General features: G+C 56.3%; 16 protein-coding genes and 1 tRNA gene. 5 read left to right on the top strand and 12 right to left on the bottom strand.

Annotation, left to right across the window (positions count from 1 at the left end; translation table 11 throughout):
• Positions 1-41: 41 nt before the first annotated feature.
• The 12 genes from ACR0DU_RS14570 to rpmH all read right to left on the bottom strand — a co-directional run bounded on the left by ACR0DU_RS14570 (position 42) and on the right by rpmH (position 9,643).
• A complete protein-coding gene (locus ACR0DU_RS14570) occupies positions 42-539 on the bottom strand; it encodes a SixA phosphatase family protein (RefSeq protein WP_480875521.1) in 498 nt (165 codons plus the stop codon).
• The gene (locus tag ACR0DU_RS14565) at positions 536-1,189 is read right to left on the bottom strand and encodes a ferredoxin (RefSeq protein ID WP_480875519.1); all 654 of its coding nucleotides are present in this window, start codon (positions 1,187-1,189) and stop codon (positions 536-538) included. The genes ACR0DU_RS14570 and ACR0DU_RS14565 overlap by 4 nt, the downstream gene beginning before the upstream one ends.
• Positions 1,186-1,980: a sterol desaturase family protein gene (locus tag ACR0DU_RS14560; protein ID WP_480875517.1), complete on the bottom strand. Its 795-nt coding sequence runs from the start codon at positions 1,978-1,980 to the stop codon at positions 1,186-1,188. Before ACR0DU_RS14560 ends, ACR0DU_RS14565 begins: the two co-directional genes overlap by 4 nt.
• 57 nt (positions 1,981-2,037) lie before the next feature.
• Complete coding sequence (gene argB, locus ACR0DU_RS14555) at positions 2,038-2,901, bottom strand: acetylglutamate kinase (RefSeq protein ID WP_480717274.1); 864 nt, start codon at positions 2,899-2,901, stop codon at positions 2,038-2,040.
• A gap of 60 nt (positions 2,902-2,961) precedes the next feature.
• Entirely contained in the window at positions 2,962-3,615 is a 654-nt protein-coding gene (gene yihA / locus ACR0DU_RS14550; RefSeq protein WP_480457135.1) for a ribosome biogenesis GTP-binding protein YihA/YsxC, read from the bottom strand.
• Complete coding sequence (locus ACR0DU_RS14545) at positions 3,612-4,349, bottom strand: MOSC domain-containing protein (RefSeq protein ID WP_319546266.1); 738 nt, start codon at positions 4,347-4,349, stop codon at positions 3,612-3,614. Before ACR0DU_RS14545 ends, yihA begins: the two co-directional genes overlap by 4 nt.
• Entirely contained in the window at positions 4,346-6,169 is a 1,824-nt protein-coding gene (yidC, locus tag ACR0DU_RS14540; RefSeq protein WP_480875513.1) for a membrane protein insertase YidC, read from the bottom strand. The genes ACR0DU_RS14545 and yidC overlap by 4 nt, the downstream gene beginning before the upstream one ends.
• A gap of 126 nt (positions 6,170-6,295) precedes the next feature.
• A complete protein-coding gene (locus tag ACR0DU_RS14535; RefSeq protein WP_480875511.1) occupies positions 6,296-7,837 on the bottom strand; it encodes an EAL domain-containing protein in 1,542 nt (513 codons plus the stop codon).
• A 70-nt stretch (positions 7,838-7,907) separates the two neighbouring features.
• Complete coding sequence (gene ttcA / locus ACR0DU_RS14530) at positions 7,908-8,792, bottom strand: tRNA 2-thiocytidine(32) synthetase TtcA (RefSeq protein WP_480875508.1); 885 nt, start codon at positions 8,790-8,792, stop codon at positions 7,908-7,910.
• Between the two features lie 44 nt (positions 8,793-8,836).
• Entirely contained in the window at positions 8,837-9,064 is a 228-nt protein-coding gene (gene yidD / locus ACR0DU_RS14525) for a membrane protein insertion efficiency factor YidD (protein WP_010437166.1), read from the bottom strand.
• Positions 9,061-9,483, bottom strand: a complete 423-nt coding sequence (rnpA, locus tag ACR0DU_RS14520; RefSeq protein ID WP_170781587.1) for a ribonuclease P protein component — start codon at positions 9,481-9,483, stop codon at positions 9,061-9,063. Before rnpA ends, yidD begins: the two co-directional genes overlap by 4 nt.
• Before the next feature lie 25 nt (positions 9,484-9,508).
• Positions 9,509-9,643: a 50S ribosomal protein L34 gene (rpmH, locus tag ACR0DU_RS14515; RefSeq protein ID WP_005980833.1), complete on the bottom strand. Its 135-nt coding sequence runs from the start codon at positions 9,641-9,643 to the stop codon at positions 9,509-9,511.
• Between the two features lie 297 nt (positions 9,644-9,940).
• Here rpmH and ACR0DU_RS14510 point away from each other — a divergent pair, with 297 nt between their 5' ends.
• The 5 genes from ACR0DU_RS14510 (at position 9,941) to ACR0DU_RS14490 (ending at position 15,347) form a co-directional block, all read left to right on the top strand.
• Positions 9,941-10,672: a TVP38/TMEM64 family protein gene (locus ACR0DU_RS14510; protein ID WP_170478176.1), complete on the top strand. Its 732-nt coding sequence runs from the start codon at positions 9,941-9,943 to the stop codon at positions 10,670-10,672.
• Positions 10,673-10,675: 3 nt separating this feature from the next.
• Positions 10,676-12,094 carry a dihydrolipoyl dehydrogenase family protein gene (locus ACR0DU_RS14505; RefSeq protein ID WP_480875504.1) on the top strand — a complete coding sequence of 473 codons (1,419 nt, stop codon included), beginning with the start codon at positions 10,676-10,678 and terminating at the stop codon, positions 12,092-12,094.
• Positions 12,095-12,109: 15 nt separating this feature from the next.
• Positions 12,110-13,495: a sensor histidine kinase gene (locus ACR0DU_RS14500; protein ID WP_480875570.1), complete on the top strand. Its 1,386-nt coding sequence runs from the start codon at positions 12,110-12,112 to the stop codon at positions 13,493-13,495.
• A gap of 64 nt (positions 13,496-13,559) precedes the next feature.
• Positions 13,560-13,636: transfer RNA gene (locus tag ACR0DU_RS14495), tRNA-Arg, on the top strand.
• Between the two features lie 406 nt (positions 13,637-14,042).
• On the top strand, positions 14,043-15,347 hold the full coding sequence (locus tag ACR0DU_RS14490; protein ID WP_480875501.1) for an amidohydrolase family protein: 1,305 nt from the start codon (positions 14,043-14,045) through the stop codon (positions 15,345-15,347).
• Positions 15,348-15,381: the final 34 nt, after the last annotated feature.

The raw sequence follows: 15,381 nt of genomic DNA, 5'->3' as shown, positions 1-15,381 counted from the left end.
AGACCAGAAGATCAGAAAGGCGGGGTTTACCCCGCCTTTTTTTATTCCAGCAATTCGCGGGGGATTGTAAATCCAAGGACTTCACCACTTCCCCAACGAACCGAAGTCCAATCCGGTGCTTCAAAGTGGATAACCGTCGTTGCGCCGGTCGGATAATCGTAGAAGCGCGGATGGTTCGGGGCTTGGTGTACTAATCGATGTGCAAACTCTGCAATACCGGGATTATGGCCTAGCATGAGCACGGTCTCTGCCAAAGCCGACGAAAGCGCCTCAAACATTTGGTCGGGCCCGGCAAGGTAGAGGCCGGGGGTAAAGGACAGCTTTGATGCGCTTAGCCCCAACCGGTTCCATGTCTCCCGCGTGCGTTGTGCTGTTGAGCTGATGACTTCATCTGGTAACCAACCATTGCTTTGTAACCAGCGGCCGATCGCAGGAGCCGACCTTCGTCCGCGTTTGTTCAGTGGCCGGTCGTGATCTTGGACAAATGGATCTTGCCAACTGGATTTCGCATGGCGGGTCAGAATCAGAGTTCGGGTCATGATCGAAAAAAGGCGTTCATGTGATGCGCCGACTGTTCGGGTTGACGCTCGGCACCTGCGCTGACAGGGCAGGCGCGCCGCGCGATACACCCATCGTTCAGGCAGTCTTGTCCAGCTTCAGTACCCAGATATCCTTTGCAGGCGGCCACATCGTAGAAGCTGTGCGTATTCAGCGCTTCTACCGGACAGGTGGTCGCGCAAGGGGCGGGGCATTCAATACATGGGGATTCCTGTAAGTTGTGCGGGATCGTAAATTCCCCAGTGAAATGCAAAGCACCACGGAATGAAATCATCATTCCCACAGTATCGTGCACCAGTGCCCCTACCGGGCTGCTGAACGTGCGCCCGGAGTTTAGTGCCCAATCAATGAATGGCGCGTAAGGTGGGCCGCCAAACGGATAGTGTGCTGCGGCTGACAGGTCCTGTGCCAGTTCACCAATAACTCGCTTTGACCACCGGTCTACAGGATCGGGTTGACCATCCCTCCACTCAGGCGATGCAGCCAGAGTGGGCCAGAACGCTCCTGCCGTCCCCAGCAGGATCAATGTCCCACCGTCCAGTTGTTTGGCTCCCGACACGCGCGGATGTTGTGCACCCATAACTATCAGCCCAACCTGAGTGGCTGCTCGTTCGACATTGGCGTAGGTCATCGACGGCGAAAGGGCAGAACCAGGCTCCATCCCAGTTTTGTTGGTCGATCGTCCTGCCATTCCAATCCCACGCTCATTTGTTCGTGCCCGTCCCGAGGTTGTGCAATGTAAGTCCCCAGCATTCGGTCCCAAATAGACAGTGCAAAGCCATAATTGCTGTCATGTTCTGTTCGGAACACCGAATGATGTACGCGATGCATATCGGGTGTCACAAGAACCCTACGTACCACAGCGTCAACAGCAAGGGGGAGCTTCAAGTTTGAATGATTGAACAACGCTGTGCCATTAAGAAGGATCTCAAACAGGATCACAGCCAGGGCGCTGGCGCCGAGCAGATAGATTAGCCCGATTTTCAGGATCATGGACAACGCGATTTCAACAGGGTGAAAGCGGACTGCAGTAGTGACGTCCATGTCTCGGTCGGCGTGATGCACACGATGTAGCCGCCAAAGGATTGGCACCTTGTGGGTAATCAGATGCTGTAGCCAGATTGCAAAGTCCAGAATCAGCAAACACAGAATAAGCTCAACCCACCCTGGCCAAGCGAGCCAATTAAAAACGCCCAATCCATTTTTCCCGGCATCAATGGCAGCGCCAACTGCCAATAAGGGCAACCCAATCGCCATAGTCCTGAGCATCAGTGTGTTCAAAACAGTGATTGATAGATTGGTTAGCCACCGATTTTTTCGCGGACAGGTTCTTAGGCGTTTTGGCGCAATTGTCTCTGCCGCCGCAAACACAACAAACAGGATCAAAAACACGCTTAGGCGAAATAGGGGCTCGTTCTCCATACATTCACAATCGAGCATGTTAATGCCCGGTGCAAGATGTCGAAGATCACTATGGCGTTAATCCGGGCGGATCAGGGATCCGGCACCGTGTTCCGTAAACAGTTCGAGCAACACCGCATTTGGCGCGCGCCCGTCCAGTATTACTACTGCCCGAACACCGCTATGAAGCGCGTCCAACGCGGTTTCTGTTTTGGGGATCATTCCACCCGCGATGGTGCCTTCCAGCGTCATCTCGCGGATCTGACCGGCTTTCAGTTCGGTCACGACCTCTCCGGCGGCATTCTTGACGCCCGAAACATCGGTAAGCAGCAGAAGGCGATCTGCCTTAAGTGCCGAGGCAATCGCGCCAGCCGCGGTGTCGCCGTTGACGTTGAACGTTTCACCATTCTGGCCCGCACCAAGCGGGGCAATCACGGGGATCACGTCATGTGAGAACAGGTCATGCAGAACCTTTGGGTTCATCTTGGACGGTGAGCCCACAAATCCCAGCGATGGATCGGTCTGATCGCAAATCATCAGGTTTGCATCCTTGCCCGACAAACCCACAGCCGAGCCGCCCTGACCGTTGATCGCCTGTACGATACGCTTGTTTACAAGGCCGGACAGAACCATCTCGACCACCTCAACAGTGGCTTTGTCAGTCACACGCTTGCCGCCGACAAATTCGGACTGAATGTCTAGCTTGCCCAGCATGGCGTTGATCATAGGACCGCCGCCATGCACTATGACGGGGTTTACACCGACTTGCCGCATCAGAACAACGTCGCGCGCAAAGCTTTCCATCGCCTCGTCGCTGCCCATGGCGTGTCCACCCAGCTTGATAACAACGATGGCCCCGTCATAGCGCTGCAGGTAGGGCAGGGCGCTGTTCAAGGTGGCTGCGGTGGCGATCCAATCCCGATTCATATCTCTTGTCTTCATGGCTGAGGTCCCTCTGGGCACCCGTGTTAGGGTCTTTGAGCGGTGCTGCCAAGAGCCAAGCTATTCCAGATGCGCGATGATCGAGCGCAGGGTGGGAATTCCGTCGCCTTTCTCGGATGATGTTAACACGATCTCGGGGAAGGCTGCGGGGTGTTTGGCAAGCGCGCTGCGTACTTGCTGCAGCACCTTCTCGCGGTCGTTGGCTTTTACCTTGTCGGCTTTGGTCAGAACGCATTGAAACGTGACAGCGCTGGTGTCCAGCAGCTTCATAATCTCTGCGTCGACCGGCTTTACCCCGTGGCGCGAGTCGATCAGCACAAAGGTGCGGCGCAGGGTTTGACGGCCGCTGAGATATTTTTTCAGCAACCGCTGCCACTTTTCGACGACCTTGACCGGCGCATTGGCGTAACCATATCCCGGCAGGTCAACCAAATAGAGATCAGGTCCTTGAGTGAAAAAGTTGATCTCTTGTGTGCGGCCCGGCGTGTTTGATGCACGCGCCAGCCCTTTGGTCCCAGTCAGCGCGTTGATTAAGCTGGACTTGCCCACGTTTGAGCGCCCTGCGAAGCAGACTTCCAGCCGGTCAGGTGCGGGCAGGCCGTCCATGGCGACCACGCCTTTGACGAACTCGGATGGTCCGGCAAACAGTTTGCGCCCGGTTTCTGTTGCGAATGCGTCAGGGGATTCGGCCAATGGAAAACGAAGAGCGGTCACAGTACCTGTACCTCGTCGCCGGGGCGGATGCTGCCGCCTTGCAGAACCTCAGCGTAGACCCCGAAATCCTGATGATTCCAATTGCCGAGCGCGCCCAGCGTATCGGCATCGCGTTCACCCGTCTCGGGGTTGGCCGTCGTGGCCAAACAACGCGTTATGCGTTCACGGATGTGAAAGATCACCTCGCCAATTCGTATATTGCGGCCCAGCCAGTCGAATTCCTCCCACAGTGGCAGGCCATCGAACCAGATGTTGCCACGCCAACGTGCAATCGAAAGATCACGGCCCAATTTCTGTTCGACCGCACGGTGCGAGGCCATATTGCACAGGCTGATCGATGGGAAATCGCTATCGGTCATCCCGCGACCGGGAACGCGGATGATGCGGGCCGAGGCGGCCCGGTCTGTCGGCATCAGTGGCCTCACCCAATCAAGAAATTTGTCTTGTTGCGTGTCGGGCTCAAAACTCAGATCGGGGCGGTTGGGATGGCGCAGCGTGACCGTGTCACCCTGTAGATGCGCTGAGATTGCCATCAACTGAGGCGCCTTCGCGCCGCGGCTGAAATTGTTGCAGGGCACCCATTCCGACCCATCCGCTTTGGACGCCTCATGCGCAACCGCCCAAATACGATCCCCGGGCATGGTCTGCCCGGGGGTCATGGTGATGTGATCAAGGCTTTCGCGCCCGTGACTTTTTATCGGGTGCCGCCACAAAGCGGTTACTGTTCCGCTCATTTGTCATCCGTCTTTGGGGTGCGCTTGAAGCCAGACTTGATGTTTCCGAATACGTCAGGTTTGTAGCCTTGGCTGCGCATGATCAGATATTGCTGGGTGAATGTGATCGTGTTGTTCGCGATCCAGTAGACCACCAACCCGCTGGCAAAGCTGCCCAGCATGAACATGAACACCCAAGGCATCCAGGCAAAGATCATCGCCTGTGTCGCATCGGTTGGTGCCGGGTTCAGCTTTTGCTGCAGCCACATCGAGATACCCAGTAACAACGGCAGGATGCCGATGAAAATCAGCGCCATGAACGTTTCTGGTTGTGGGCCAGCCCAGGGCAACAGGCCGAACAGGTTCATGATCGAGGTCGGATCCGGCGCGCTGAGGTCCTGGAACGGGCCAAACCAGGGGGCTTGGCGCAGTTCGATGGTGACGAAGATCACCTTGTATAGCGAGAAGAAGATCGGAATCTGCATCAGGATTGGTAAACAGCCAGCGGCCGGGTTTACCTTTTCCTTCTTGTAAAGCTCCATCATGCCTTGCTGCATCTTCTGGCGGTCGTCCCCTGCGGCTTCTTTCAACGCCTCCATCTGCGGCTGCAGTTCCTTCATTTTCGCCATCGAGACGTAGGATTTGAAGGCCAGCGGGAAGAGGATTGCCTTGATGATCAGGGTCAGGCCGATGATGGACCAGCCCATATTGCCGATCAGAGCATTGATATTGTGCAGCAGCCAGAAGATCGGCTTGGTCAGAAAGAAGAACCAGCCCCAGTCGATGCTGTCGATGAATTTCTGCACGCCTTCAGCCTGATATTCACGAATGGCTTCCCATTCCTTGGCACCGGCGAACAGGCGGGTCGTGACCTCGGCGGTTTCACCTGGGGCGACAGTCAGTGTCGGCAGGACCGTCTCGGTCTGATAAATTTTGCGGCGCGAGTCGTATTTGGCGGCTGCTTTGAAAGCTGACCCGGGTTCGGGGATCAGTGTAGTCATCCAGTAATGGTCGGTAAATCCGATCCATCCATCTTCCTTGACCTGATAGACCTCGGCCTGGGCCCTTTCATTCGGGTCGATATCGAAATCGCGGACATCGCCATAATCGACCTCGGACAGTGTGCCATCCGACATGCCAATCACGCCTTCATGCAAGATGAAGAAATTCTTCAGGCCCGGAAGATTGCCATCTTCGCCAATACCGTGCCGGGCGAGAATGCCATAAGGGGCCATGCCCACCTCGGACTGGGTCGCGTTTTCGACCGATTGGGTCACGGTGAACATGTAGTCCTGATCGACCGAGATGATCCGGCGGAAGGTCAGGCCATTGCCGTTGTCCCAGGCAAGCGTGATGGGGCTGTCTACACCCAGTTTCTCTCCCTGCTCCAATGTCCATAGTGTATTGGGGCCGGGAACGTCCGCACCTGCCAGGCCTGCGCCTGGGGCCCAGCCATAAATGGCGTAATATGCTGATTCCGACCCGACCGGAGACAGCAATTCGACAATGGGCGCTCCTTCTTCGATCGAAACCTTGTAGTCTTTCAAGAACAGCTCATCGATCCGCCCGCCCGACAGGGACAGGCTGCCCTCCAGGCGGGGCGTGTCGATTTGCACCCGAGGGGCTTGTTCCTCTGGCAGAGTCTCTTCGGTGGTTGCGGTTGCTTCACCAACAGTGCTGGTGGCACTGGGTGTCTGCACCTCGTCCCCTTCAAGGGCGGTAATTTCAGCCTCTTCCTGTGTCACCGATGGTTCGGGCGGTGGAAACAAGACGAACCAGACAAGGATCACCAAAAAGCTGAGCGCGGTTGCAAGGATGAGGTTCTTATTCTGATCGTCCATCGGGGACAGCCACCTTGAGCAGTGAAACACACCCGGTGGGTTCAACAGAGTGCAGCCCCAAAGGTCAAGCGGAATCGCCTCATAAATCGCCGCAGTAACGGATTTGGCGCAATGAAATGACCGATTTCATCCCATTTTGCCGCCGATCCTGGGCGCGCCTTTAAGCTGATTACGATGGGCAGTGATCCATTGCATCGTCTGTTCGAACGGCATCGGTTTGGCAATCCCGAACCCCTGCACGTGATTGCTGCCCAACTGTGCCATCAATGCGTGTTCACCCGGGGTTTCGACACCTTCCGCAAGAGTCTCAAGATTCAACCTTTCAGCCATCGTCAGAATCGCGCTGACAAGCTGCTGCTGACTGGGATCCTGGTCGGATTTTGCCACAAAGGTCCGGTCGATCTTGATGCGCGAAACGTCAAATCGTTTGATTGACGCGATCGAGGCATGACCGGTTCCAAAATCATCCAGATCGATACAACACCCAAGAGCCGCCATGTCTGTCACGTTTCTCGTTATCACGTCATCGGGTCGGCGCGAGAACACGGTTTCCAGAATCTCGACCGCCAATCTGTCTGGTGTCAGTTCAAACTGGTCCAGTTCCCACTTCAATCGATCAATCAGGTTGGGATTGCGAAGTTCATCAGACGAGAAATTGATACCTATCCGAGGAATGATCGCATCGGCGCTATCCCAAGTGCGCAGGGCCTCGAAAGCGTGGTGGCGCATGACCTGACCCAACCGCTCCATCAGTTCGGCTTGTTCTGCGAAGGGCAAGAATACCTGAGGGCCAAGCACACCTTTGCCAGGATGCTCCCACCGTGCCAGCGCTTCGAACCCGGTTATGTTGCCAGTGTCAGTTGACACTTGAGGCTGGAACCAGGGCCGGATTTCCCCATTGTCCAATGCAGCCTCGAACTCTTTGCGCAAGTTGGCTCGAACCAGAGATCGCCGGCGGGTTCTCGTTGAATAGGCGCGGATTGTCGAAGGCCCGCTTCTCTGGGCCTCGGCAAGGGCAGCCGTGGCGGCCCCTATCCATTCATCAGCTTCAGCCTGGCGCAGATCCGACATTAGGCAAAACCCGATCGAACAGGACTGATACACGCCAACTCCGTTTAACAAGAGCGGTTCTTCGACGGCGCTTTGCAGGCGGCCTGACATTTGAATGCAGGCTTCGAGATCCAGATGCGGTGAGGGATTAAGACCAATCAAAAACCGATTCTGGTCAATCTGGCAAAAGATGTCCTGATTGCGAATGATCGAAAGAACGCGATCGCGGAATTGTTGTTTCGCATGATCGGCTGCGGCCTGCCCGTGTAGATCCAGAAGGTCGGCAAAATCGTCCAGGGCTATAGCGATGCAGGCGGCATTCTCGCCTCGGCTACGTGCTGACTCGTTCAAAATCTGCAGTTCGGATTGAAAAACATCATGAGTCACCAGGCCGCTGGGGCGCATTCCCGCGCTATGGGCGGTGTAGGACCGGCTGCCCCATATTCCGGTTGCGGCAAACATAAGCGGCAGGCCAAGCGCCGCCATGAAAAGGGCACGTTCACCACCCAGCCAGAACGCTGCCAGACAGATGGCTGGCAAAAAGGCCAGGACCTGTGGTCCGGTCAGGATAACTCGCAACAGATCGAGATATTTATTAACAGAGAGAAAATTCCGCATCGGTTTTACGGCCTTTGGCTTGGGCAAGGATCGCGCAGGCCAACCGTAGGAAATCAATCTGAGTCACTCGTTAACGCAACTTGGGAATTTCCGCCGGATTTTCGTCGTTTTGAATCTGTCCGGTCGAAAGGTTCATAAAATCAAAAAGTTTCGGGTCGAGCAGGTGCGACGGTCTGGCATTTGTCAGCGCCCGGAACATCACCTGACGTCGCCCTGGCGCATTTTTTTCCCACTGGTCCAAAATCTGTTTGACCTGTTGGCGTTGCAGCCCGTCCTGGCTGCCGCACAAATCACATGGGATGATGGGATAGTTCATCGCCTTTGCAAATTTCTCGCAATCCGCCTCGGCCACATGGGCGAGGGGGCGATAGACAAACAGATCCCCCTCTTCATTGACCAGTTTGGGCGGCATGGTCGCAAGACGGCCCCCGTGGAACAGGTTCATGAAAAAGGTCTCAAGAATATCGTCGCGGTGATGGCCCAGCACGACTGCTGAACACCCTTCTTCGCGCGCGATGCGATAGAGGTTGCCCCGCCGTAAACGCGAGCACAGGGCGCAATAGGTGCGGCCCTGGGGGACCTTATCCACCACAATCGAATAAGTATCCTGATATTCGATCCGATGCGGCACTCCCATGCGTTCGAGGAACTCGGGAAGAACAGTGGCCGGGAAACCCGGCTGACCCTGATCCAAATTACAGGCCAGCAAATCGACTGGCAGCAGCCCGCGCCATTTTAGTTCGTGGAGCACTGCCAGAAGGGTATAGCTATCCTTGCCGCCCGACAGACAAACCAACCACCGGGGCGTTTTTCTATCACTGGTGCGGTCCACCATCCCGTATTGATCAATGGCCTCACGCGTCTGGCGCACAATGCGCTTGCGCAGTTTCTTGAACTCGGTGGTCGAGGGCGCTCCGGCAAAGAGCGGATGGATATCGTCAGCTTCGTCGAACATGGGGCGGGCCTATCGCAGTTGAGTGAACCGGGCAAGGGTGAGCGTTATTCGTCGTCGGGAACCGGATCATATCCATCGCTGCCCCATGGATGGCAGCGTCCAATGCGCCGCGCAGCCAGCCATGTGCCCTTGATGGGACCATGTTTTTCCAGCGCCTCCAGCGCGTAGGCCGAACAGGTTGGTTGGTACCGGCAATTGAAACCAACCCATGGGCTGAAGATCAGCCGATAGGCCCGGATAGGTAGGGCGAGGATATGGGCAAACAGGGTCATTTGGCGCCATGCACTTTGCGCAGGGCAAAGCGCAAATCATCTTTCAGTGCCTCAAAGGGCCGGGCGGCAGTGACCTCGGCACGGCCGATTAGGACGTAATCCCACCCTTCGCGTCCCTGAATGGGAAGAACTGCCCGCGCGGCCTCGCGCAATCGGCGCTTGGCGCGGTTGCGGGCCACGGCGTTGCCGACTTTCTTGGAACAGGTAAATCCGACGCGAATACCCGTCGCTTCATCCGTGCCGCGCTTTCGCGCTTGCACCATCATCGAGGCGGAGCCATGCCGTTTCGCCCGCGCTGCTTTAAGAAAATCAGAGCGATTCTGCAGAACAGTCAAAATTTCATGCGCGCAAACGGACGCCGCCGGGGGCTTGACCCTCGGCTGGTTTGTACCATCCTCAGGGGCCTCCGGCGGCGTCATGTTCATAACCTGATCAGTGAGCGGTTTACGCGCTCAGCGATTTGCGGCCACGTGCGCGGCGCGCGTTCAGGATTTTGCGGCCGGCTTTGGTAGCCATGCGCGCGCGGAAACCGTGGCGGCGTTTGCGAACCAGGTTCGAAGGCTGATAGGTGCGTTTCATCGCTCCGTCTCCAATCTATAGCGGTCGGGTGCGGCGCGGATTCGCCTGGCCCTAGTGTTCGAAGCCCGTCCTCTACTGGGTCACGGGAGTTAAGTCAAACCCCTAGGTGGGGGTTTCGCCGCCTTTTGCAACAATTCTGTAACCGGCACCAGCAAAAGGTTTCAAGTCGCAGGTATTATTGCCCGAATTCGTCACATTCCGGGCCATAAACATCAACGCCGCGTGAGGTCCCTGTTGTGCGGGCCCAAGGCATCGCATGTTGGTGCCAGAATGAAACGCACCAAACCGGACACTGTAATGAGTGATACAACTCAGACCCCGCGCAGCGGACCTGCGCGTCATATCCCTTTGCTGGTGATTCTCGTCGTCGCTGCGGTGGGTTTCTTTACCTTGGGCGATTACCTGACATTTGAGACCTTGCGCGACAACCGCGAGGCGCTTTTGGCGTGGCGGGATGCCAACTATTTGGCGATGGTTGCTGCCTTTATTGGCATTTACATCGTGATCGTGGCCTTCTCATTGCCCGGAGCTGCGGTGGCATCGATGACCGGGGGCTTCCTGTTTGGTCTCTTCGCCGGGACCGTGTTCAATGTTGTTGCAGCTACGATCGGGGCCTCAGCCATCTTCCTTGCAGCGCGCTGGGGGTTGGGCGAGTCACTCACGGCGCGGCTGGAATCCTCGGAAGGGACGGTCAAGAAACTGAAAGACGGCCTGCGTGAGAATGAGATCTCGGTTCTCTTCCTGTTGCGCCTGGTGCCTGTGGTGCCGTTCTTCGTGGCCAATCTGGTGCCTGCATTGGTTGGCGTGAAATTTCGGAACTTCCTGATCACGACTGCGCTGGGCATTATCCCAGGCGGCATCGTCTATACTTGGATTGGCGTCGGGCTCGGGGGTGTATTTGACCGGGGTGAGACGCCGGATGTTTCGTTGCTGTGGGAGCCGTTTGTCATTGGGCCCATCATCGGCTTGTGTGTTCTGGCGGCGCTGCCGATTGTTATCAAATCCCTCCGTGGCCGAAAGGACGCCTGATCCATGCAAGAGATAAAGACCGATATCCTGGTGATCGGCGCCGGGTCGGGCGGATTGTCCGTTGCTGCCGGGGCCAGCCAGATGGGGGCGGATGTCGTCCTGCTGGAGGGGCACAAGATGGGAGGTGACTGCCTGAACTTTGGCTGCGTTCCCTCCAAGGCCCTGATTGCCAGCGGTAAGGCGGCACATGGGCAAGCACACGCTTCGGCCTATGGGGTCGCGGACGTGGCGCCGCAGGTCGACTATGCCGCTGCAAAGGATCATGTGCATGACGTGATTGCTCAGATCGAACCGATGGACAGTCAGGAGCGTTTCGAGGGTTTTGGTGTCAAGGTAATCCGGGAATACGGTAGCTTTATATCGCCAACACAGGTTCAGGCTGGCGATCACCTGATCACAGCCCGCCGCGTTGTTGTGGCCACCGGGTCTTCGCCGCTGGTGTCACCATTGCCGGGTCTGGATCAGGTCACCTATTTTACCAATGAGACTATCTTCGACCTGCGCGACAAGCCCGCGCATCTGCTGATCATCGGTGGCGGCCCGATCGGCATGGAGATGGCGCAGGCGCATATCCGTCTGGGCTGTAAGGTCACGGTGATAGAAGGCCTAAAGGCGCTGGGCAAAGACGACCCCGAAGCCGCAACCATCGTGTTGGACAGCCTGAAGGCGGAAGGCGTCGCGATTCATGAAAACGCCATGGTGGCTCAGATCAGAGACAATGCGGGTGCCATAGAGGTCGTGACCGAGAATGGAGAGATTCACGCTGGTTCACATTTACTGCTTGCCGTTGGGCGCAAGGCCAACGTTGATCGCCTAAATCTTGAAGCTGCCGGGATTGAGCGTACTCGCACCGGTATCAAGGTCGACGACTCACTGCGAACTACCAACCGCAAGGTCTATGCTATCGGAGATGTCGCAGGTGGTCTGCAATTTACCCATGTGGCAGGCTATCAGGCGGGGGTTATCATTCGCTCAGCCCTGTTCGGGTTACCGTCAAAGGCGAAGACAGCACATATCCCCTGGGCGACATATACCGACCCGGAACTGGCACAGGTGGGGCTTAGCGAAGCGCAAGCGCGTGCCCAACACGGAGACGCGGTGGAAATTGCCCGTTTCGATTATCACCATAATGACCGGGCGATTTCCGAACGGAAAACGAAAGGCTTTATCAAGGTGATGGTAGTTAAAAGTCGCCCCGTCGGTGCAACAATCGTAGGGCACCAAGCCGGTGAACTGATCAACTTGTGGTCGCTGGCACTCGCAAATAACCTAAAGATGGGGCAGATCGCTGCCATGGTCTCGCCCTATCCGACGATCGGAGAGCTTAACAAACGGGTGGCGGGTGCCTATTTCACGCCAAGGCTGTTTGAGAATCAAACGGTTAAGAAAGTGGTCAGATTCGTCCAGCGCTGGATTCCCTGACCTAAGGAGGAGCGCATAGTGAACTCGCTGTCGGGCCGATTTCTGATCCTGACGACGGTCTTCGTGATGTTGGCCGAAGTTCTGATCTTTGTGCCATCGATCGCGCGCTTTCGTGAAGATTTCCTGCTGAACCGGCTCGAGCGTGCCCAGATCGCTTCGTTGGCGTTGCTGGCTGATGATATGCTGGCCGACGAGCTTGAGGCAGAACTGCTGGTCAATGCGGGTGTTTACAACGTCGTGCTGCGCCGCGACGAAGTGCGCCAGCTCATGCTGTCTTCACCCATCCCGGATCGGATCTCCAAAACCTTCGATCTGCGCGATGCCAGCGCCTGGGTGCTGATCCGCGACGCGACTCTGCGGCTGTTTACGCCCGAAAACGAGGTCATTCGCGTTCTAGGCGCGCCAGTCAAGGATGCTGGCCTGCTGATAGAAGTAACAATGGATAGCGACCCGTTACGAATGGCGATGACGGATTACGGGCTTCGCATTTTGGGCCTGTCCTTTGTGATTTCTATCATTACCGCCTCATTCCTGTTTCTTGCCGTGCGCGTGGTTCTGGTACGCCCGATCAAAAGTGTGGTCGGCTATATGCAACGCTACGCGAGCGCACCCGAGGACGCGCGCGGAATTATCTCACCCAATTCCAAGGTGACGGAACTGCGCGAAGCCGAAGAGGCATTGCAGATGCTTCAAACTGATCTGACACAAGCCTTGAAGCAACGCGAACGCCTCGCGCAATTGGGAGGTGCGGTGGCTAAGGTTAGTCATGATTTGCGCAACATTCTGACTTCGGCCCAGCTGTTTACCGACCGGATTGAGGCGAGTAATGACCCGCTGGTGGCTCGTATGGCGCCAAAACTTGTCAATTCGATCACCCGCGCCGTCTCATTATGCGAAAACACACTGGCTTTTGGTCGCGCGGAGGAGCCCGCTCCGACACTGACCATGTTGCGCCTGCGTGAGATTGCTGAGGATGTTGCGACCAGCGAGAGGCTCGCGCTGGCGAATGCCTGTGTCGAGATCGTAAATGAAGTGCCCGAAGATCTTGTTGTCCGTGCGGACCCCGAACAGATTTTCAGGGTCATTATGAACCTCGTACGCAATGCACGACAGGCGCTGTCTACTTCTGGAAAACCGGGTCGCATTTCCGTAAACGCCTCCGAGCAGGAAAAGGATTGGTGTATCGAAATCAGCGATACGGGCCCTGGTCTTCCGCCAAAGGCCAAAGAGAATCTGTTTACACCCTTTCAGGGGGGGGTGCGTAAAGGCGGCTCGGGTTTAGGATTGGCCATCTCACAAGAGTTGGTGCGTGGACATGGCGGGGAGTTGTTTCTGAAAACCACCGGACCCGAGGGAACAACCTTTGAAATAAGGCTCCCACGTGGTGATATGACTTTTTGAAGTTTTTTTAAAGAATCGGCTTGCACGCCCGTGGCCTCAGGTCTAAATACCGCCTCACCAACGCGGACCGATAGCTCAGCTGGATAGAGTACTTGACTACGAATCAAGGGGTCGGGGGTTCGAATCCTCCTCGGTCCGCCACTTGGTGCTTGTTGAACGTCACACGAACCTGACCCAACCGTCACAGTTGGACCAGAAACAAGGTGGACGTTCGACACTGGAAGGCACCCCAAAAAATTCTCCTATTGGAAACGAAAACAGTGCTTGAGCTGCTGATCAGTTGCTGGAGCTAGAAATTAGTTCCAACTTCTTGGGTGTTGGTTAGCTGTTACTCGCGGCCCATAGCCGTCATCCATCGATACGATGAATCGCTGCGTCCGTATTCCGCCTTGCAGTTGTTTGTATTCGATCGACGCCTCACGGTCTCGCGTCCACAGGCATCCGAATTGCGTCAGACTATCCGATGCGCTGGCTTCTGAAAAACTCAAAAATATATAGCATTTTATCAGAATGCTTTTACCATGTGGTCAAATTTGGGGGAGGATGAATGCTCGACATTATCATCAGACAAGCCCACCTGCCAGATGGCCGAGGGCCGCTGGATATTGCGATCAAGGGTGACCGCGTCGCAGAAATTGCCACCAAGATCGAGGCTAACGCGGGCGAAGAAATCGATGCGGCTGGGCGCTTGGTTTCACCCCCCTTTACCGACCCACACTTCCATATGGATGCGACCCTGAGCCTTGGATCGCCTCGCATGAACGTCTCGGGGACTCTATTGGAAGGCATTGCGCTTTGGGGTGAGCTGAAGCCCCTGCTGACACCTGAAGCAGTGATTGACCGCGCCATGCGATATTGCGACCTTGCCGTATCGCAAGGGTTATTGGCTATCCGTTCGCATGTGGATGTTTCATCCGCACCTTTGGTTGGCGTTGAAGCACTGTTGGAGGTCCGCAAGCAGGTCGCCCCCTATATTGATCTGCAACTGGTAGCATTCCCGCAAGATGGTCTTTACCGAGCACAAAATGCGGAAGAGAACTTGATCCAAGCCCTTGATATGGGTGTCGACGTGGTAGGTGGCATCCCGCATTTTGAGCGTACGATGTCGGAAGGTGCCCGGTCGGTTAGGAGACTGGCCGAGATAGCGGCGGACCGTGGCCTGATGCTGGATTTGCATTGCGATGAAAGCGACGATCCATTGTCGCGACACGTGGAAACCTTGGCCTATGAGACCACGCGCCTTGGGCTTGGCGGGCGAGTTACAGCAAGCCATGTCACGGCAATGCATTCCTATGACAATTATTATGCCTCGAAGCTTATTCCTCTGATTGCGGAAAGCGGCATGAACGTAGTGCCCAACCCGCTCATCAACATAACGCTGCAAGGTCGCTCAGACACCTATCCGCGCCGTCGGGGGCTGACCCGAGTGCCAGAGCTGCGCGCGGCAGGTGTAAACGTCGCCTTCGGGCAAGATTGCACAATGGATCCATGGTATTCGCTTGGGTCTGCCGACATGTTGGAAGTGGCCCATATGGGCGTACATGCAGTGCCCATGACATCCCGAGAGGCGATGGAGTGGGCTTTTACATCCGTCACCCAGAACGGCGCCAAGGCTATGGGCCTGCCTGATCCCACAATCCGCAAGGGCGGCCCTGCCAATTTGGTTTTACTGCAAGCGCGTGACCCGATTGAAGCTGTTCGCATGAAAGCCACCCGCCTTGCCGTCATCAAAAACGGAAAGGTGCTGGCCCGCACAGAACCCCGAATGGCCGCGCTTTCTTTGCCCGGTCGCCCCACGACCCTGGACCCCGCCGATTATGCGCCCAGGCCCAATACTCATGAAGCTAAATAACAAGAACAATTGCCACCAACAGAAGAGGATCTAC

This window comes from Ruegeria sp. G2 (assembly GCF_056533505.1).
The sequence above is the reverse complement of the archived record's forward strand: the minus strand, read 5'-3'. Positions and strand labels throughout refer to the sequence as shown.